Genomic DNA, 18693 nt, shown 5'->3' on the forward strand with positions numbered 1-18693 from the left:
GCGCGACTCCCTGGGGATTCCCGCAGCGATCGGGTGCAGCCTGGGGCAGAACGGGTAGGAGGACTCTCATGACCGAAGCCGAGATGCCGCAGGACCCGCGCACGATGACCGACGAGGAGCTCGCGGAGGTGCCCGTGCCGCCGCCGCCGGCCGATCCCGACCAAGGTTCCGCGCCGGTCGTCGAGGACGAGTACGCCGAGGGTGACACCAACGCCCCGGACGGCGCCCAGCGGGACGCGCCGGCCGGGGAGGACTACGCGGGCAGCGGGTTCTGAGCCGCCTGGCGGTTCAGGCGGCTGTGGTTCAGCCGGCCTGGTAGGACAGGCAGTCGGCGTTGGCGGCGGTGAAGCCGACGGAGATCGAGGGGGCGTGGCACTCGAGCGACGCGTTGTGGACACAGTCCTGGCGCTGACAGGCACCGACCTGGGCGACGACGTCGAGGCCGCCCTTCTCGTTCAGGGACAGGAACGTCCCGCAGGCCGCGGCGGAGTCGATGTTGACGGCGAAAGCGTGACAGCCGTCGTGGTTGTACGCACAGGCCGTCGCCGTGCAGTCGCTCACCTGCGGCATCTCGAGCATGCTGGTCATGGGGGTCTCCTCGGTCGGGACGGAACGTCGATGCTGACGAAAGTAAGCCTCTTCTGCGTGCAGGGATAGCCAGGCGAGGCTCGGCTAACTTGTCCACGGCAGGCTTCCAGATGACGAAAATCACCGCTCGAGCTGACCCCGGAGCAGCGGTTGAGCAGCGCGATGAGCTCCGGGGTCGCGGACGCGGCCCGCAACGGCTGACCGCACGAGCAGGTCTGCAGCATCCGCTGGCACCCGTCCAGCTCGATCCGGTGTCGAGGCCGGGCAGCGTGGCGACCTGCTCGACGCCGCGGTCCTGCTGGGTCTTCACGTCGTGGTCGAGGCCGCGGCGGACGGCCGAGCCCCTAGCGGGCGCGGCCGCGGAGGGCGGCCAGCAACAGCCAGACCACGCCGGCCGTGAGCAGCATCGCGCCTGGGACGTGGATGTAGAGGGTGTCGTAGCCGCCGATCGCTGCCTGCACGAAGCCGTAGCCGAAGACGACCACAGCCAGGGCAGCGACGCCGATGGTGGTGCGGCCCTGCCGCCACAGCAGGACGGCGGCGATGGCCGCGATGCCGCTGACCACGTGGAGGGCGATCGCCCCGGCCGCGTGCAGCCCGTCGGGGCCACCGGAGGGGAAGAGCTGGCCCGCGGTGACGAACTGGAAGAGCACGTCGAGCACGGCTAGGGCCGCGAAGACCTGCAGGACGCGCAGCAGCGGACTCGGTGCGGTCGTGGGCGCGGTGGCGGCAGCGGTCTGGGCCATGGTGGTCCTATCTGCGGGGAAGGGGTCAGGTGACGTGTGCGCGTCCAGCATTGCGGGCCGCGCCCCGAAGACCAACTCGATCACCTGTGCGGCGCGCCGGTGGTCCGCGAGCGGCCAGCTGTTTGAGCCGGTGGCGGACGGGCATCGGAGGGGATGCACGGCGGACTGGCCGCCGCGACGACGAGGAGGACCCCATGGGACTGGATGACCTGAAGAACGAGCTGACCGGCGAGGGTGTCGAGAAGGCCAGCGACGCTGGCATCGAGAAGGCCGGCGACGTCGTCGAGACCAAGACCGGCGGTAAGGGCGAGGCGCAGATCGACAAGGGCGAAGACGTCCTGGACGCCAAGATCGGCGAGTAGCACCGTCCGACCGGCTTGTCAGACCCGTGTCGGCCTCTGGGTCGGCCCGCGTCCGGCAAGCCGGGGTCGGCGGTCAGTGGCGGCGCCAGCCGCCGAGGTCGAGCGTCTCGACCCGCGGCGCGTACCGCCCGCTGGGCCGACCTGCCGCCGCGACCACCTCGTCGGGGACGCGGAGCTCCTCAGGCCCGACCGTACCGACGACAGCCGGGACGGTGTCGCCGATCTCGGCCAGCTCGGCCAGCAGCTGACCGTAGGCGATCCGGTTGCCGATCTGCCGGACCGCGGACTGGTGGCTGTCCTCAGCCAGGATCCGCCGTAACCGCGCGACGTGACCGACCAGACGCTCCCGTCGCAGGGCCTGGTAGAGGTCGACGGCTTCCTGGTCGGGCTCGGGGTCGGCGGTGAGCCGAGCTCCGGCCCACTCGCCCAGTCGGCCCAGCGCCCGGGTCGCAGCCGGGGCCTGGAGAAGGAACAGCACGACCAGCAGGCCGGCGAGGAGCACCCAGGCGACCGTGTCGTGATATCCGTCCACCGCCACTCCTCGACATCGAAGACCGGTCCGGGCAGGGACGGGTCTCTCGCCGCCAGCTCCCGTTCATCGCCAGGTTAGCCCTCGGCCTCCGGATCCAGCCGCCCCCGCAGAAACCGTCAGCTCCCGTCCCTAGCATCGCGACATGACCTCGCTCTCCGTCCTGTTCCTCGGTGGTACCGGCATCATCAGCTCCGCCTGCACGGTGCGCGCGCTCGCGCTCGGGATGGAGGTATCCGTGCTCAACCGCGGCACGTCCTCGACCCGGCCGTTACCCGCGGGCTGCGAGAGCCTCGTCGGCGACCTCGCCGACCCGGCGAGCGTCCGCGCGGTGATCGGGGAACGCGAGTTCGACGTGGTGGCGGACTTCCGGGCCTTCGTGCCGGCCGACGTGACGTCGCGGCTGGAGCTGTTCGAGGGCCGGATGGGGCAGTACGTCTTCATCAGCTCGGCCTCGGCCTACCAGACGCCGCCCGGTCGGCTGCCGGTGCGGGAGTCGACTCCGCTGCGCAACCCGTTCTGGCAGTACTCGCGGGACAAGATCGCCTGCGAGGACCTGCTGGTCGACGCCTATCGCGAACGTGCGCTGCCGATGACGATCGTCCGACCTTCGCACACGTACGACCGCACGCTGCTGCCCTTCGACGGCGGCTGGACCGTGGTGGACCGGATGCGCCGCGGCGCCCAGGTCGTGGTCCCCGGCGACGGCACCTCGCTGTGGACGCTCACTCACCACACCGACTTCGCGCACGCTTTCGTCGGGCTGTTCGGCCAGCCGGCGGCGCTCGGCGAAAGCTTCCACATCACCTCCGAGGAGTGGTTGGCCTGGAACGAGATCTTCAGAACCGTCGCTGACGCAGCCGGGGTCGAGCCGCGGCTGGTGCACGTCCCGTCCGACGCCATCGCGGCCGCGGACCCGGCCTGGGGCGCGGGCCTGCTCGGCGACAAGGCGCACTCGATGATCTTCGACAACGCCAAGGTGAAGCGGCTGGTGCCCGACTACGTCGCCAGCGTCCCGTTCAGCCAGGGAGCACGCGAGATCATGGCGTGGTTCGACGGCGACCCCGCTCGGCAGCAGGTCGACGCGGCCATGGACGCCACGATGGACGACCTGGTCGCGCGCTACCGCCTCGGCTGAGCCGGGGTCGTGCGCTCAGCGTGGGCTCAGCGCGGTTCGGCGCTGACCACGATGTTGTCGCGGTAGCCGGTCTGCCGACTGAAGGGTCCGCCGCACGTGAGCACCCTGAGCGTGGCCGGACCGTCCTGCCGGAACAGCTGGTCGACCGAGACCCGCGACTTCGGCACGTCGTCCACTGCCGTGACGGTGTAGCGGCGGGTTCGCCCGGCCGCGTCGGTCACGGCCAGCTCGGCTCCTCGCCGAAGCTGGCGCAACCGGGCGAACGGTCCGAGGCCCTCGGTCCGGGTGTCGACGTGCGCTGCTAGCACCGTGGTGCCGGCAGCGTCCCCGGGACGCGAGCCGTAGGCGTACCAGGCCACCTCTTGGTTGGTCTCCGGCAGCTGCATCCGGCCGTCGTCGGCCACGCCGGTCTTCACCACGGGCAGGTCGACGCCGATGCTGCTCGCCACGAACCGGGCCGGGACCGGCCGTTCTGGCGCCACGGGTGGCACCGTGGCCCGGTACTGCGGCACGACCGGCGCCCGTGAGGCCCGAGCCCTGGTGGGCGCGGGGGTGGCCGAGCCTGAGGGAACTGCCGCTGGGAGCGGGCTCACCGCCGGGACCCCGGCCGACGGGGTGGGCGGGCCAGCCCCGTCCCCGCCCACCACGCCGTCGCGAACGCCGGTCGACGCGCAACCCAGCAGCAGGACGACGAGCGGCAGCAGGAGGGCGAGCCGCGGCAGGGCGGCGACGGCTGCGTCGCCCTGTCGGGTCCGTATCGTCCTCGTGCTGCCGCTCACCGAGTCAGGCCCGCCGGGCCGCAAGGCGGCGACGGCCGCCCAGCACCGTCGCCGCACCGAGCAGCAGCACGCCGCCGGCCAGCAGCGGCAGCGGGTCCGGGTCGGCGGCCAGGCCGACCTCTCCGGCGTTGACGCCGGCGGGACCGGAGTGCAGGCCGGAGATCGTCTGCACCGCCAGGTCGAGGTTGTCGTCCTCCAGGCTGCCCCAGGCGTAGACGATGGTGTTCACGCCGTCCTTCACGGCGACGTCGGCGGGCCCGATCAGGGCCTTGGTCTCCCCGGTGGCCGTGACCGAGGCCGACAGGGTGCCGGCGCCGAGGTCGAGGACCTTCTCGTCCGGGTTGGTGAGGTTGCTGATCACCGCGCTGCCACCGACCCTGACGTCGACGGCCGGAGCGGCGGCGACGTGCCGGACGGTCAGCCGGCCCTGGCCGGCGGCGGTCCGCGAGATGTCGTTCTTGTACAGCGTGGCGGTGGGGTCACCGCCGGCCTCCAGGTGCGCGACCGCGGTGTAGTTGCCGCCCGCGCCCAGCTTCAGGTCGACAGGACCGATCGCGGGGTCGGAGTCGTCCTTGGCGTCGCCCTTGGTGATCGCCACCTCGTAGGTGCCGGGGGCGAGCTTCAACGGGCCGGCCATCATGCCGGGCTTGAAGTCGTTGAGGGTCCGCTTGCCGTTGACGTACACGTCGACGGTCAGGCCGGGGACGGCGTGCAGCACGGACAGCTGCGCGTCGTCCGCGGCGTGCGCGGGAGTGGGGCTGAGGGCGGCGCCCGCCAGGACGATCGTGCCGGCGGCCGCGAGGGTGAGGACTCGAGTGCGCATGAAGCTCCTTCGTTGCAGGTCTCTTGGTGTCTTTGCGACCACGACGAGCGTCCGGATGCGCTCCAGGGTGCGGATGTTTGCTTCGGCGCGCTGCATCCGGCGGCGGGCTAGGGACGCAGAGGGGGTGATCGCCCCGCCCGGGGCCACGTCAACAAGGAAGGTCTGACATGACCATTGGACGTCTCGCCAGGTTGGGCGCGGTGCTCGCGCTCGCCACCGCGACCACGCTCGCCGGGGTCGCTCCCGCCAGCGCTCACCGCCGCAGTACGCCGGCACCCACGGGGACCGCCAGCCTGGCGACCCTGCTCTCCGCCGACGGCTCGGGGTTCGACACGAACGCGCGCGACTACGACATCCTCGACAACGCGGTGACCGCGGTGCTGACCGCCAAGCCGGACAGCCCGGTGGCGGTGCTCGCTGACGGCAGCACACCGCTGACGGCGTTCCTGCCGAACGACAAAGCCTTCCGTACGCTCGCCTACGACCTCACGGGGCACCGCTACCGCAGCGAGGCCAAGGTCTTCAGCGTCCTGGCCACCCAGCTCGGGGTGGACACGATCGAGAACGTCCTGCTGTACCACGTGGTGCCCGGGTCGACGATCAGCTATCGACAGGCACGGGCCGCGAACGGGGCGGTGCTGACCACCGCACTCGCCGGCTCGACCCTCGAGGTCAAGGTCGTCTACTGCCGCGTCGTCTCCCTCGTCGACGCCGACCCGGACGCCCGCAACCCGTTCGTGGTCGATCCGAACCTGAACAGGGGCAACCTCCAGATCGGGCACGGCGTCGACCGGGTGCTCCGTCCGGTCGACCTCTGAGGCAGGGACGGCCCGGTCGCAGTAGGGTGTGAGGCGCGGCGAGCGGCGGATCGGCCGATCAGGGTCACGACGACCGGGCTGCCGCAGCCACGACGAGGTGGCCGTCCGCCGCCTCGCACCCGTCGACGTGGGGGAGGGGTCAGCTCGTGAGGGTTGGGCCTCCGCCACGCCGTGCCGTCGACTCCTTCGACTGGGCCGCGATGAGTGACGCCGACCTCGGGCTCGCCTTCGTGGCCGGCACTGAGGGGAGCCTGGAGGAGTGCTTCCGACGGTGGGCTCCGCTGGTCAACACTTTTGCCTGGCGGCTGCTCGGCAACGCGAGCGAGGCCGAGGAGATCACCCAGCAGGTGTTCGTCTCAGCCTGGCGCGGCCGGCACACCTTCGCTCCGGAGCTCGGCAGCGTCCCGGCCTGGCTGCTCGGCAACGCCCGGCACCGGGTCGTCGACCGGCAGCGCAGCCGGGCCCGCGAGGTCCGGCTGGTCCGGGCCGCGTTGGATGATGCTGCCGAGCGCGGGCGGCACGAGGCCCCCGAGGTCGTCACCGACCGACTGCTGCTGGCCCACGAGATCGGTCTGCTGCCCGATCCGCGGCGCTCGATCCTCACCCTCGCCTTCTACGACGGCTACACCCACGCCGAGATCTCCGAACGTCTCGGCCTACCGATCGGTACCGTGAAGAGTCATGCCCGCCGCGCCCTGCTCCACCTGCGACGGCGGTTGATGACCTCATGAGGCACCTCGACGACGAGCTGCTCGCCGGGCTGGCCCTGGGCGAGCCCGACCGGCTCGAGCTGCGGGACCGCGCCCGCCTGCTGCTGTGCCTATCCTGTCGCGCCCGTCTCGCCGAGCTGCGTCGGCTGGTCGCCACCGGCCGGGCCGCGCCCGCGTACGCGTGGCAGCCGCCGCGTCCCGGACTGCTCACCGCCATCCAGGCCGAGCTCGCGGCCGACCCGCGCGGCCGGCTGGCCGAGCCGGTCGGCGGCGTCCAGCCTGCGGTGGGCGGCCGCGGCCCACGTCTGCGGACGCCTGCGTACGGACGCCGGTTGCTCGCTGCCGCCGCCGTCCTCGTGGTCGCTGCCGGAGGCGCCCTCTGGTACCGGCAGGACGTCGCCGACGTGGTCGTGGCGCGGGCGACGCTGGCGCCCCTGCCCGACAAGTCCGGCCAAGGCGTCGCTCAGCTGGTCCGCCGGGACGGGGTGTCCCAGCTGCGGATCGAGGTGACCGCGCCGGCGCCGGCGGACCGGTTCGAGGAGCTGTGGCTGATCAACACCGACGGCCGCCGGATGATCTCTCTCGGCGTGGTGCCGCCGGACGGTCGGGCCAGCTATCCCGTGCCGACGACGGGCGGCGCCCTCGACGGCTACACCATCGTCGACATCTCACTCGAGCCCTACGACGGCAACATCGCGCACAGTCGTAACAGCGTCCTGCGTGGCACGCTGGACCCGTGAGCGACCCAGCGTCCGGCGGTCCGGCGCCGTACCCGCCGTGGTTCTTCGACCGGGACGACCCCACGCCTGACGACCGCTTCTACTCACCGCCCCGGTTGGTCACCCACATCGACGACGGCGCGATCGCCGCGGTCGGGGAGCTCTACGCCGAGCTGGGAGTCGATGCCTCCGGTCGGGTGCTCGACCTGATGTCGTCGTGGGTCTCGCACCTGCGGAGCGCCCCGGCCGAGCTGGTCGTCCTCGGGATGAACGCTGCGGAGCTGGCCGCCAACCCGATGGCGACCGAACGGGTGGTGCAGGACCTGAACGTCGACCCGGCACTGCCCTTCGCCGACGCTTCCTTCGACGCTGTGCTCTGCTGCGTCTCGGTGGACTACCTCGTCCGGCCGGTCGACGTGCTCGCCGAGGCGGCCCGGGTGCTGCGTCCCGGCGCCCCGCTGGTCCTGACCTTCTCGAACCGCTGCTTCCCGACCAAGGCCGTCCACGGCTGGCTCGTCGCCGACGAGCCCGGCCGCTGCGCCATCGTCGCCGACTACGTCCGCCGCGCCGGCGGCTTCACCGCCCCCGAGGTGAGCCTGCGCACCCCCGGCCGCCGCACCTACCGCGGCGACCCGCTGTACTCTGTCGTCGCCCGCCGCCTCCCCACGGACTAGGTCCGCCCGCGCGCTGGGCTCCGCACGCCACGCCACGCCACACCACACCACGCCAGGCCCGGCCCCGTGGCCTCGGCTCAGCCCCCTGGCCCCATCCTGCACGGTCACTTCACAGCCTCGAGGGCGTCCTTGCGCCCGCTCCAGGGGGTGTGAGGTCGCCCTTGAGTGTGTGAAGTGACCGGCCGGGCTCCGCCCGGTGGCGAGGGCCGGTCCCGAGGGGCGGACGGCGGCGGAGGGGTGGAGAGCCGCCGGGAGGGTCTACGGGACGAAACGGTAGCCGACGCCGGGCTCGGTGAGGAAGTGGCGGGGACGGCCGGGTTCGGCTTCGAGCTTGCGGCGCAGGTTGGCCAGGTAGACGCGCAGGTAGTTGGTCTCGCGGTGATAGCTGGGCCCCCAGACCTCGCGTAGCAGCTCGGTCTGGCGGACGAGCTGGCCCGGCTGGCGGGTCAGCACCTCGACCAGCCGCCACTCGGTCGGCGTGAGGTGCACCGGCTCACCCTTGCGGAGGGCGGTCTGGTCGTTGAGGTCCAGCCGCAGATCGGGGGTCTCGACCACCCGGGGCGGCGTGCTGGCGCCCAGCGGACTCCGCCGCAGCGCGGCCCGGACCCGGGCCAAGAGCTCTTCCATCCCGAACGGCTTGGTCACGTAGTCGTCGGCGCCGAGGTCCAGCGCCTCGACCTTGTCGTCGGACGCGTGCCGGGCCGACAGCACCAGGACCGGAACGGCGGCGAACGACCTGAGCTGGGTCAGCACGCTGACCCCGTCGATGTCGGGCAACCCGAGGTCGAGCAGCACCAGGTCCGGCAGCCGCTCGGCCACCACCTGCAGGGCCGACCGGCCATCGCCGGCGGTCTCCACGTCGTAGCCGCGGGCGCGCAGGTTGATGGTCAGCGTCCGCAGCAGCGCGGGGTCGTCGTCCACCGCCAGGATGAAGGTCACGCGGTCACGGCTTCGGCCGGGTCGACAGTGCCCGGGGGAGGCGGAACGTCTTCGAGGCCCTCGACCGGCTCAGGGCGCGTGGCGCCAGGCTCAGGGCGCGTACCCACCGGTGCGCCCGCGGGCAGGTCGATCACCATGGTGAGGCCGCCGCCCGGGGTGTCCTCGGCGCGGATCTGGCCGCTCATGGCCTCGGCGAGGCCGCGGGCGACCGCCAGTCCCAGTCCGAGGCCGTCGCCGTTCGGCACGTCACCGAGCCGCTGGAACGGCGCGAACAGATCCGCCTTGGACTCCGCCGGGATGCCCGGACCGTGGTCGACGACCCGCAGCAGCACCCGCGGACCTGGGCCGTTGGGGTGAGGGCCCTCGGTGCCGTCGGGCTCGAGGTCGAGCTCGCTGGTCACCTCCACCGTCGTCCCGGCCGGCGTGTGCCGGAGGGCGTTCTCGACCAGGTTGGCGATCACCCGGTCCAGCAGCCCGGGGTCCGCGTGCGCCGTCCGGGCGTCGGCCCCGAGCCGGACCCGTACCTGGCTGGCGTCGGTGAGCGGGTCCAGCGCCCACTCCACCGCGCTGGCGAGGTCGACCTCGCCGAGCAGCGGGTTGATCGTGCCCATCTGCAGCCGGCTCAGGTCGAGCAGGTTGCCGATCAGGTTCTCGAGCCGGTCGGCGCCGTTCTCGATCGTGGCGAGCAGCTCGGCCTCATCGGCCGGGGACCAGGTCACGCTGCCGTCGCGCAGGCTGCTGACCGCCGCCTTGATCGCGGCGAGCGGGGTCCGCAGGTCGTGGGAGACCGCGGCGAGCAAGGCGGTCCGGGTCCGGTTGGCCTCGGCGAGCTCGGCGGCGAGCCGGGACTCCGCCAGCGCCTCGCGCCGCTCCCGGACGATCTGGAAGTGCGTCGCGTACGCCGACATCAGCCGCCGGTCGGCCGCGTCGAGCGGGTGGCCGCGGAAGACCACGGTGACGTCCGGGCTGACCACGATGTCCGCGTCCCCCTCAGCGACGCTGGTGGGCGCATCCCCGTACGTGGCTTCGACGGTCGTCTCGTCGCCGGTCGTCCGCAGCACCGCCCCGCCGGACATCACGAACAGCTCGCACACCCGCGCCAGCAGCGACTGCTGGTCGTCACCGGTGTGCAGCAGGGTGTGCGAGAGCACGGCCAGCGCGTTGGACTCGGCTCGGGCGCGGGTGGCCAGCGCGGTCTGCCGCGCAGCCCGGTCGACGACCGTGGCCACGGCCACCCCGGTCAGCAGGAAGACCGCGACGGCGAACGCGTTCTCGGGGTCGGCGATGCTCAGCGTGCCGGTCGGGTCGACGAAGAAGTAGTTGAGGGCCAGCCCGCCGCAGACCGCTGCGGTCACCGCCGGCCACAGTCCGCCGACCAGCGCCGTCGCGACGACCAGCGCCATGAAGAGCATCGACTCGGTCGGTAGCCCGTGCAGGTCGCGGGTCAGTGCGAGCCCGCCGGCCAGGGCGACGGTACCTAGCACCGCCAGCAGGTAGCCCGCCAGCAGCCGGCGGCGGCTCACCCGCGCCCGACGACGGCCCGACCCGGCCCCACGTCGGGCGTAGGCGTGGGTGACCACGTGGATGTCGATGTCGCCGGAGTCGGCGATCACGGTCTCGCCCACACCGGGTCGCAGCAAGGTGGCGACCCGGCTCCGGCGGCTGGCCCCGAGCAGCACCTGGGTCGCGTTGACCCCCCGGGCGAAGTCCAGCAGCCCCTCAGCCACGTCGGCAGCGACGACGGCGTGGAAGGTACCGCCCAGCTCGACGGTCTTGGCGCGCAGCTTTTCCAGCTGGACGGCCGTGACCCCGCTCAGCCCGTCGCGGCGGGTCACGTAGACCGCCTGCCACTCACCGCCTGCGGTCCGGGACGCGATCCGGGCGGCGCGGCGCATCAGGGCCACCGACTCCTCGGCGCCCGACACCGCCACCACCACCCGTTCGCGGGTCGCCCAGGTGGCGTCGATCCCGTGCGCCACGCGGTAGCGGTCCAGGCCCTCGTCGACCCGGTCTGCGAGCCAGAGCAGCGCGAGCTCACGCAGCGCCGCGAGGTTGCCCTCCCGGAAGTAGTGGGTGAGGGCGTGGTCGATCTTGTCCGCGGCGTAGATGTTGCCGTGAGCCATCCGCCGTTGCAACGCCTGCGGGCTCATGTCGACCAGCTCGACCGTCGTCGCGGCCCGGACGAACGCGTCCGGCACCGTCTCGGTCTGGCGGATGCCGGTGATCGACTCGACCACGTCGTTGAGCGACTCCAGGTGCTGCACGTTCACGGTCGTGATGACGTCGATCCCGGCGTCGAGCAGAGCCTGGACGTCCTGCCAGCGCTTGGGGTTCGCCTCCGGATGACGAGCGAGGTAGTCCTCGTCGTAGGCGTTGGTGTGGGCGAGCTCGTCGACCAGGGCCACCTCGGGCCGACGGGCGAGCAGGGCCGCCAGATCCATCTCCGTGGTCTCGACGCCGCGGTAGGAGATCAGCTGACGGGGGAGGAGCTCGAGGTCTTGGACGGCCTCGACCGTCCGGGCTCGGCCGTGGGTCTCGACGAACCCGACCACGACGTCTGTACCGCGCTTGAGCCGCCGGTGGCCCTCGTCGAGCATGGCAAAGGTCTTGCCCACCCCGGGTGCGGCCCCCAAATACACCCGGAGCTGACCACCTGCCATGCCCACAGTGTGCCTCAGCCAGCCGCAGCCAGCGACGCGTTGAGCTTCACCACGTTGACCCGGGGTTCACCCAGGAAGCCGAGCGAGCGGCCCGAGCTGGCTGCGGCGACCAACGACGCCACCTTCGCCGGGTCGAGCTTGCGGACCCGCGCCACCCGCGCCTCCTGGATCCGCGCGTACTCGGGGGAGATGTACGCGTCGAGCCCGGACGCCGACGTGGTCACCGCGTCCGGGGGGACGTCGCTGGGAGCGACGCCCTCCCGGGCCGCGATGTCCTGGCGGCGCTTGTCGATCTCGGCCAGCAGGTCGGTGTCGGACGGTCCGGCGTTGGTGCCGGCGCTGGCGAGGGCGTCGTAGTCGCCCGCTGAGGGCCGGGAGGCGAACCACTGGTCTTCGGCGAAGGTCTGACCGATCAGGGTTGACCCCACGACGGCGCCGCCGTTGGTGATCAGCGAGCCCTCGGCCTGCTGCTTGAAGGCGATCTGGCCGACTCCCCAGATCACGACGGGGTAGGCGATCCCGACCACCACCGTCATCACGACGAGGACGCGGAGGCCGGTGAGGGCCTGACGAAAGAAGTTCATGATCAGCCGATTCCAGGGATGAGAGAGATGAGCAGGTCGATGATCTTGATGCCGATGAAGGGGACGATGATGCCTCCGACGCCGTAGATCAAGAGGTTCCGACGGAGCACCGCACCAGCGGCCGCGGGCCGGTAGCGGACGCCGCGGAGGGCGAGCGGGATCAGGGCCACGATGACCAGGGCGTTGAAGATCACGGCCGAGAGAATCGCCGAGGACGGCGAGCTCAGCCGCATGATGTTCAACGTCTGCAGCCCGGGGTAGACCATGACGAACATGGCCGGGATGATCGCGAAGTACTTGGCGATGTCGTTGGCGATGGAGAAGGTGGTCAGCGCACCGCGGGTGATCAACAGCTGCTTGCCGATCTCCACGACCTTGATCAGCTTCGTCGGGTCCGAGTCGAGGTCGACCATGTTGCCGGCCTCCTTGGCTGCGGCCGTGCCGGAGTTCATGGCCACGCCGACGTCGGCCGCCGCGAGCGCCGGTGCGTCGTTCGTGCCGTCGCCGGTCATGGCGACCATCCGGCCGCCGCTCTGCTCGGCCTTGATCAACGCCAGCTTGTCCTCCGGCGTCGCCTCGGCGAGGAAGTCGTCCACGCCGGCCTCGGCGGCGATGGCCGCCGCAGTCCGAGGGTTGTCGCCGGTGATCATCACCGTACGGATCCCCATCGCCCGCAGCTCGGCGAAACGTTCCCTGATGTCGGGCTTGACGACGTCCTTGAGGTGGATGACTCCCAGCACCCGGGAATCCTCACCGTGCCGCTCCGCGACGACGAGAGGGGTGCCACCGGTGCGGGAGATCTCGTCGACCGCTTCGGCGAGGCCGGGCGTCGTGACGCCGGCCCAGGCCGAGATGGCCGATCCGGCGCCCTTGCGGATCTGCCGCCCCCCCACGTCGATACCCGACATCCGGGTCTGAGCGCTGAAGGCGATGTAGGTCGCTCCGTTGGGCAGCTCGTGGTCGTCAGACCCTTGGTCGAGCGCGAGCTCGACGACCGACCGACCCTCCGGGGTCTGGTCGGCCAGGCTCGACCAGCGGGCGGCGTCGCGGAGGACGGCAGCGTCGACTCCCGCCATCGGCACGAAGGCCGACGCCCGGCGGTTGCCGTAGGTGATGGTCCCGGTCTTGTCCAGCAGCAACGTGCTCACGTCACCGGCCGCCTCGACGGCGCGACCCGACATGGCCAGGACGTTCGCCTGCACCAGCCGGTCCATGCCGGCGATGCCGATGGCGCTGAGGAGAGCGCCGATGGTGGTCGGGATCAGGCAGACCAGCAGCGCGATCAGCACCACGAGGGACTGCCGCTGCCCCGAGTAGGTCGCGATCGGCTGCAGTGTCGCTACCGCGAGCAGGAAGATGATGGTCAGGCTCGACAGCAGGATCGACAGGGCGACCTCGTTCGGGGTCTTGCGTCGCTCCGCACCCTCGACCAGGGCGATCATCTTGTCCAGGAAGCTCTCACCGGCTGCGGCGGTGATCTGGACGACGATCTCGTCGGAGAGGACCGTCGTCCCACCGGTGACCGCGGACCGGTCGCCTCCCGCCTCGCGGATGACCGGGGCGGACTCCCCGGTGATCGCCGACTCGTCGACGCTGGCGACCCCCTCGACCACGTCCCCGTCGCCGGGGATCAGCTGCCCGGCCGTGACCCGGACCCGGTCACCGACCTTGAGCTGGGTGCTCGGGACCTCCGTCTCGGCGCCTGCCTCATCGAGCCGGCGGGCCGTGGTGTCGGTCCGGGTGGCGCGCAGCGACGCGGCCTGAGCGCGACCGCGACGTTCGGCTACGGCTTCGGCCAGGTTGGCGAAGAGCACGGTCAGCCAGAGCCAGATCGCGATGCCGACCGCGAAGACGCTCGGGTCCACGACAGCGGCGATGGTGGTGAAGATCGAGCCGACCCAGACGATCAGCATCACCGGGCTGCGGTAGAGGTGCTGGGGGGCGAGCTTGCGGAACGCCTCCGGCAGGGCAGCACTGAGCTGGCCGCGGAGGGAGACCCCGTCCGAGCCGGGTCGCCCGGAGCGGCGTGCCGGCGCGTCCAGCGCCGACGAACCGGTCGTGACCGGCTCGGAAGGGGTCTGCGTGGAGGTGGGTTGGGTCATGACAGTGCCTCGGCGATCGGCCCGAGCGCGAGCCCGGGGAAGAAGGTCAAACCCGTGACGAGCAGGATGACGCCCACGAGCAAGGTGACGAAGAGCGGTGTGGTGGTCGGCAGGGTCCCAGACGTCACCGGCACCTGGCCGGACCTGGCCAGTGACCCGGCGAGGCCGAGCACCAGCACGATGGGCAGCAGCCGACCGAACAGGATGGCGGCCCCGAGGGTGAGCTGGAAGAAGGTCGAGGTGACAGTGATTCCCGCGAACGCGCTGCCGTTGTTGTTGGCGGCCGAGGCGTAGGCGTAGAAGACCTCGCTGAAGCCGTGAGCGCCTGAGTTGTTCATCGCGTCCGGTGTGCTCGAGAGCGCCATCGCGACGCCGGTCCCCAGCAGGACCAGAGCCGGTGTGGCCAGCACGTACAGGGCGACGAAGGTCATCTCCCGGGCACCGATCTTCTTGCCCAGGATCTCCGGGGTCCGACCGACCATCAGGCCGGCGACGAAGGTGGCCAGGACCGCCACCACGAGGATTCCGTAGATTCCCGAACCCGTCCCCCCGGGCGAGATCTCCCCGAGCAGCATGTGCACGAGCACGGTGCCCCCACCCGCCGGGGTGAGGGAGTCGTGCTGGGCGTTGATGGCCCCAGTCGAGGTGCCGGTGGTGCTGACCGCGAACAGGGTACTGGCCCAGATGCCGATCGAGGTCTCCTTACCCTCCATCGCCGCACCCGCTGCCTGTGCGGACTGACCGTGGCCGCCCACCTCGGCCCAGGTGGTCACGGTGAGAGCCACCCCCCACAGCACGGCCATCGCGGCGAGCACCGCGCTGCCTTGACGACGGTTGCCGAGCATGGTGCCGAGCGTCCGGGTCAGGGAGACCGGGATCAGCATCAGGAGAAAGATCTCCAGGAGGGTGGTGACCGGGTTGGGGTTCTCGAACGGGTGCGCGGAGTTGGCGTTGAAGAAGCCACCCCCGTTGGTTCCGAGCTCCTTGATCGCCTCCTGGCTCGCGACCGGACCGCCGGGCAGGGTCTGGCTGCCGCCGGCGATGGTGGTGAAGGTGTGGTCGGGGGCGAAGTTCTGGATGACCCCACCGGCCAGCAGGATGACGGCGGCGACGACCGAGAGCGGCAGCAGGATGCGGAACGTGATGCGGGTCAGGTCGACCCAGAAGTTGCCGAGCTCGCCGGTCCGCTTGGCGAGAAAGCCCCGGATCAGGGCCGCAGCCACGGCGATCCCGACGGCCGCCGAGGTGAAGTTCTGCACGGCCAGGCCGGCCATCTGAGCGGTGTAGCCAAGGGTGGACTCGCCGGAGTATGACTGCCAGTTCGTGTTCGTGACGAAGGAGATCGCGGTGTTCAGAGCCATGCTCCAGGGCATCCCGGGCAGCCCGCGGCTGAACGGCAGCGCCGCTTGGCCGACCAGGATCGCGAACAGCACCACGATCGAGACGACCGAGAAGGCGAGCAGAGCCAGGATGTAGCTGCGGGCGTTCTGCTGGCCGTCCGGGTTGACCCCGATCAGCCGATAGGTGAGACGCTCGGCCCGGTTGTGCCGGGTCGGGGTGAGCACGGAGGCCATGTAGTCACCGAGCGGCACGTACGCCAGGGCGAGCAGCAGGAGCAGGGCGAGGATGGTCAACAGCCCCGCGGCGGTGTCGCCCATCAGAAGCGCTCCGGATAGATGAGGGTCACCAGCAGGTAGACCACGAGGACGGCAACTGCGATCAGCAGGCCGACGGACAGCAAAGTCATGCGACCATCACAGATCCTGCGAAGTGGTTGAGGCGAGGTCTTGACACCGTCTTGCCGCGTCTTGACGGGGTCTTGACGGGGAACCGAGGTCGAACCGCTGAGGGATGCTCCGCACACCCGGTCACGGGCCGCCCAGGGTCGGACGGCCCTCGGGCGGATCATCCCTCAGCGGTCTATCGTGAGCCGGTGCCCAGCCCGCGCGAGTCTGCGCTGGTCGCCCGGCTGCGGGCGGCCGGCTGCGTGTACGCGGAGGAGGAGGCGGTGCTGCTGACCGAGGCGGCCGACTCGGCCGCAGCACTCGAACGGCTGGTGCGGCAGCGGGCGGACGACGGACTGCCGCTGGAGCAGGTACTGGGCTGGGCGGCGTTCGGTGGCCTGCGGGTCCCGCTGAGTCCCGGCGTCTTCGTGCCCCGGCGGCGGACCGAGCTGCTCGCCCGCGAGGCCGTGGCCTGCTCCCGGGCCGGGTCCACCGTGGTGGAGCTGTGCTGCGGCTCGGGCGCGATCAGCCTGGTGCTGCTGGCTGCCTTCCCCCACCTCGACCTGACCGCGGCCGAGCTGGAGCCGGCGGCAGTGGCGTGCGCGGCGGACAACCTCCGGGGTCGCGCCCCGGTGCTGGCTGGCGACCTCTACGACCCGCTACCGGCCCGGCTGCGCGGCCGGGTCGACGTGCTGGTGGCCAACGCTCCGTACGTGCCCCGTGGCGCCATCGCGCTGATGCCCGCCGAGGCCCGCGACCACGAACCCACGGTCGCGCTGGACGGAGGCGACGACGGGCTGGACGTGCTGCGCCGGGTGATCAACGGCGCGCCCGACTGGCTGGCTCCCTCCGGCGCGCTGCTGTTGGAGTGCAGCGAACGTCAGCTCGACGCGGCCGAGTCGGCGGTCCGGCTCGCGGGCCTGCAGCCCGAGGTCCGCCGGGACGACGAGCTCGAGGCGACCGTCGTGGTCGGGTTCAGCCGAGGCGCAGGCCCGGAGCGATGACCAGCAGCACCGCCATCGCGACGACGACCGTGAACAGCGGAGCCGCGGCGGCGGTCACGTTCGGCTCGTCGGGCCGGTCGAACCGGTCAGGCGTTCTCGTCGGTGACCACGAGCTGGTGCTCGCGGACTCCGCGGGCGATCAGCCGTAGCGAGATCCGCTTGAAGGCGTCGCTCAGGAACTCCTCGACCTGCTGGCTGGGAATGCCGAACTCGACCACCGGGATCTCGCCCTGGCTGCGGCCCAGCTCCTCGATGTCGGCGTGGGACTCGAGCTGGTGGGCGACCCGGTCGACCGCGTACACCTGCACCGTGGTGGCGGTCTCCCAGATGGTCAGGTCGATGCCCACGATCGTGAACCGTCCCCGGTCGACCCCGGCCAGCTCGTAAAGGCTCGGCCGCTCTATCAGAGCGTCGGCGTCGTCGGCCGCGGCCGTCCCGATGTAGTCGTTCCAGCGGACCGCTGCCGGTCCTAACACCCGAGTCGGCGCGGAGCGCCGCCTCGGGCGGTCAGGCTGAACGTTCATGACCGAATCGTGACATAGACAGGTAAACGGCAGGAGACGTCGGCCGAGGTGAAACGTTCACCCACTGGTCGCCGAACGGTGCGCCGCGAGCCACCCCGACGCCGTCAGCAGCGCCTTCCATGGGGCCATGCTCTTCCCGCGCCCGTCTTGGGCGGCCAGGTCCGGACTGGTCCGTCCTCCCGTGCTCATCGCTCACCGTGGCGCCAGCGGCTATCGGCCTGAGCACACGCTCGCGGCCTACGAGCTGGCGATCGCCCAGGGCGCCGACTACATCGAGCCCGACATCGTGGCCACCGCCGACGGTGAGCTGGTCGCCCGGCACGAGAACGAGATCAGCGCGACCACCGACGTCGCCGAGCACCCGGAGTTCGCCACGCGCCGGGCCACCAAGCTGATCGACGGCGAGCCTCGGACCGGCTGGTTCACCGAGGACTTCACCCTCGCCGAGCTGCGGACGCTGCGGGCGCTCGAACGGCTGCCGCTGGCCCGCCCGGCCAACACCGAGCACGACCGGGTGCACCAGATCCCGACCCTGCGGGAGGTGGCGGCACTGGCGGCGACGTCGCGGACCACCGACGGCCGCCGGGTCGGTATCTGCCCCGAGACCAAGCACCCGTCCTACTTCGCGTCTCTCGGGCTGTCGCTGGAGCCCGGGCTGCTCGACGAGCTCGCGGCGGCCGGCTTCATCGACCGGAACGACCCGGCCATGATCCAGAGCTTCGAGACCACCAACCTGCGCTGGCTGAGCCGACAGACCTCGATCCCGCTCGTCCAGCTGATCGAGAGCACCGGGGCGCCGTACGACCTGCAGAGCACGGGCGACCCGCGCCGTTACGCCGACCTGGTCAGCCCGGCCGGGCTGCGGCAGGTCGCCGGCTACGCCGAGATCCTCGGCGTCGACAAGGACCTGATCATCCCCCGTGACGCGACCGGCCGGTTGCTGGCGCCGACCCCGCTCACCCGGCAGGCGCACCTCGTCGGGCTCGAGGTCTGCGGCTGGACCTTCCGGCGCGAGAACCAGTTCCTGCCGGCGCAGTTCCGCAGCAGCACCGACCCGTACGCGGCGGGCGACCTGCCCGGTGAGCTGGCGGCCTACCTGGCTGCGGGGATGGACACCTTCTTCACCGACAACCCCGACCTTGGCGAGCTCGCCCGTGGTCGCGTCGTCCGGCAGCCGGCTCTCCGCCTCGTCGGCTGAGCCGCTCGCGGCTACTACTAGCCCGCATCTTTCATGGGGTGGTTGTTGATCATGGTCGGGCGGGTTTTGCCG

At 71.5% G+C, this 18693-nt stretch carries 21 protein-coding genes; 9 read left to right on the forward strand and 12 right to left on the reverse strand.

The window, feature by feature from the left end; all coding sequences use genetic code 11:
* The first annotated feature begins 68 nt into the window (after positions 1 to 68).
* Positions 69 to 275, forward strand: coding sequence for a hypothetical protein (locus tag ACFE76_RS05120; protein ID WP_375430665.1), 207 nt, complete (start codon positions 69 to 71; stop codon positions 273 to 275).
* A gap of 28 nt (positions 276 to 303) precedes the next feature.
* Here ACFE76_RS05120 and ACFE76_RS05125 read toward each other — a convergent pair whose 3' ends face one another.
* Both ACFE76_RS05125 and ACFE76_RS05130 read right to left on the reverse strand, forming a co-directional pair.
* On the reverse strand, positions 304 to 588 hold the full coding sequence (locus ACFE76_RS05125) for a DUF1540 domain-containing protein (protein WP_375430666.1): 285 nt from the start codon (positions 586 to 588) through the stop codon (positions 304 to 306).
* Between the two features lie 344 nt (positions 589 to 932).
* The gene (locus ACFE76_RS05130) at positions 933 to 1334 is read right to left on the reverse strand and encodes a hypothetical protein (RefSeq protein WP_375430667.1); all 402 of its coding nucleotides are present in this window, start codon (positions 1332 to 1334) and stop codon (positions 933 to 935) included.
* A 194-nt stretch (positions 1335 to 1528) separates the two neighbouring features.
* Between ACFE76_RS05130 and ACFE76_RS05135 the strand changes: the two genes are divergently transcribed.
* The gene (locus ACFE76_RS05135; RefSeq protein WP_375430668.1) at positions 1529 to 1696 is read left to right on the forward strand and encodes an Rv0909 family putative TA system antitoxin; all 168 of its coding nucleotides are present in this window, start codon (positions 1529 to 1531) and stop codon (positions 1694 to 1696) included.
* A gap of 73 nt (positions 1697 to 1769) precedes the next feature.
* On the opposite strand, the gene ACFE76_RS05140 is transcribed toward ACFE76_RS05135, so the two are convergent.
* A complete protein-coding gene (locus ACFE76_RS05140; RefSeq protein ID WP_375430669.1) occupies positions 1770 to 2228 on the reverse strand; it encodes a hypothetical protein in 459 nt (152 codons plus the stop codon).
* 142 nt (positions 2229 to 2370) lie between these two features.
* On the opposite strand from ACFE76_RS05140, the gene ACFE76_RS05145 reads away from it, so the two are divergent.
* Positions 2371 to 3363, forward strand: coding sequence for an SDR family oxidoreductase (locus ACFE76_RS05145; protein ID WP_375430670.1), 993 nt, complete (start codon positions 2371 to 2373; stop codon positions 3361 to 3363).
* A gap of 26 nt (positions 3364 to 3389) precedes the next feature.
* Here the strand turns inward: ACFE76_RS05145 and ACFE76_RS05150 are convergent, their stop codons facing one another.
* Complete coding sequence (locus ACFE76_RS05150; protein ID WP_375430671.1) at positions 3390 to 4142, reverse strand: class F sortase; 753 nt, start codon at positions 4140 to 4142, stop codon at positions 3390 to 3392.
* A 4-nt stretch (positions 4143 to 4146) separates the two neighbouring features.
* Positions 4147 to 4965 (reverse strand): DUF4397 domain-containing protein, encoded by an 819-nt coding sequence (locus ACFE76_RS05155; protein ID WP_375430672.1) that lies wholly within the window; start codon positions 4963 to 4965, stop codon positions 4147 to 4149.
* 167 nt (positions 4966 to 5132) lie between these two features.
* Between ACFE76_RS05155 and ACFE76_RS05160 the strand changes: the two genes are divergently transcribed.
* The 4 genes from ACFE76_RS05160 to ACFE76_RS05175 all read left to right on the forward strand — a co-directional run bounded on the left by ACFE76_RS05160 (position 5133) and on the right by ACFE76_RS05175 (position 7886).
* Positions 5133 to 5783, forward strand: coding sequence for a fasciclin domain-containing protein (locus tag ACFE76_RS05160; RefSeq protein ID WP_375430673.1), 651 nt, complete (start codon positions 5133 to 5135; stop codon positions 5781 to 5783).
* A 146-nt stretch (positions 5784 to 5929) separates the two neighbouring features.
* Positions 5930 to 6514, forward strand: coding sequence for an RNA polymerase sigma factor (locus ACFE76_RS05165; RefSeq protein ID WP_375430674.1), 585 nt, complete (start codon positions 5930 to 5932; stop codon positions 6512 to 6514).
* Positions 6511 to 7233, forward strand: coding sequence for an anti-sigma factor domain-containing protein (locus ACFE76_RS05170; protein WP_375430675.1), 723 nt, complete (start codon positions 6511 to 6513; stop codon positions 7231 to 7233). Before ACFE76_RS05165 ends, ACFE76_RS05170 begins: the two co-directional genes overlap by 4 nt.
* On the forward strand, positions 7230 to 7886 hold the full coding sequence (locus ACFE76_RS05175; RefSeq protein WP_375430676.1) for a class I SAM-dependent methyltransferase: 657 nt from the start codon (positions 7230 to 7232) through the stop codon (positions 7884 to 7886). The genes ACFE76_RS05170 and ACFE76_RS05175 overlap by 4 nt, the downstream gene beginning before the upstream one ends.
* Positions 7887 to 8144: 258 nt before the next feature.
* Here the strand turns inward: ACFE76_RS05175 and ACFE76_RS05180 are convergent, their stop codons facing one another.
* From ACFE76_RS05180 to ACFE76_RS05205, 6 genes are read right to left on the reverse strand one after another with little or no spacing between them, the layout of a single operon-like run.
* On the reverse strand, positions 8145 to 8825 hold the full coding sequence (locus ACFE76_RS05180) for a response regulator (protein WP_375430677.1): 681 nt from the start codon (positions 8823 to 8825) through the stop codon (positions 8145 to 8147).
* On the reverse strand, positions 8822 to 11485 hold the full coding sequence (locus ACFE76_RS05185; RefSeq protein ID WP_375430678.1) for a DUF4118 domain-containing protein: 2664 nt from the start codon (positions 11483 to 11485) through the stop codon (positions 8822 to 8824). The genes ACFE76_RS05180 and ACFE76_RS05185 overlap by 4 nt, the downstream gene beginning before the upstream one ends.
* Positions 11486 to 11499: 14 nt before the next feature.
* Entirely contained in the window at positions 11500 to 12069 is a 570-nt protein-coding gene (kdpC, locus tag ACFE76_RS05190) for a potassium-transporting ATPase subunit KdpC (RefSeq protein WP_375430679.1), read from the reverse strand.
* Between the two features lie 2 nt (positions 12070 to 12071).
* On the reverse strand, positions 12072 to 14171 hold the full coding sequence (kdpB, locus tag ACFE76_RS05195; protein ID WP_375430680.1) for a potassium-transporting ATPase subunit KdpB: 2100 nt from the start codon (positions 14169 to 14171) through the stop codon (positions 12072 to 12074).
* Positions 14168 to 15829, reverse strand: a complete 1662-nt coding sequence (kdpA, locus tag ACFE76_RS05200) for a potassium-transporting ATPase subunit KdpA (protein ID WP_375430681.1) — start codon at positions 15827 to 15829, stop codon at positions 14168 to 14170. The genes kdpB and kdpA overlap by 4 nt, the downstream gene beginning before the upstream one ends.
* Complete coding sequence (locus ACFE76_RS05205; RefSeq protein WP_375430682.1) at positions 15829 to 15918, reverse strand: potassium-transporting ATPase subunit F; 90 nt, start codon at positions 15916 to 15918, stop codon at positions 15829 to 15831. The genes kdpA and ACFE76_RS05205 overlap by 1 nt, the downstream gene beginning before the upstream one ends.
* Before the next feature lie 186 nt (positions 15919 to 16104).
* On the opposite strand from ACFE76_RS05205, the gene ACFE76_RS05210 reads away from it, so the two are divergent.
* Positions 16105 to 16899 (forward strand): putative protein N(5)-glutamine methyltransferase, encoded by a 795-nt coding sequence (locus tag ACFE76_RS05210; RefSeq protein WP_375430683.1) that lies wholly within the window; start codon positions 16105 to 16107, stop codon positions 16897 to 16899.
* A gap of 86 nt (positions 16900 to 16985) precedes the next feature.
* Here ACFE76_RS05210 and ACFE76_RS05215 read toward each other — a convergent pair whose 3' ends face one another.
* Positions 16986 to 17375, reverse strand: coding sequence for a hypothetical protein (locus tag ACFE76_RS05215; RefSeq protein ID WP_375430684.1), 390 nt, complete (start codon positions 17373 to 17375; stop codon positions 16986 to 16988).
* Positions 17376 to 17604: 229 nt separating this feature from the next.
* Here ACFE76_RS05215 and ACFE76_RS05220 point away from each other — a divergent pair, with 229 nt between their 5' ends.
* On the forward strand, positions 17605 to 18621 hold the full coding sequence (locus ACFE76_RS05220; protein WP_375430685.1) for a glycerophosphodiester phosphodiesterase: 1017 nt from the start codon (positions 17605 to 17607) through the stop codon (positions 18619 to 18621).
* The last annotated feature ends 72 nt before the right edge of the window (positions 18622 to 18693 follow it).

It is taken from the genome of uncultured Friedmanniella sp. (assembly GCF_964244005.1).
Classification (GTDB): Bacteria; Actinomycetota; Actinomycetes; order Propionibacteriales; family Propionibacteriaceae; genus Microlunatus.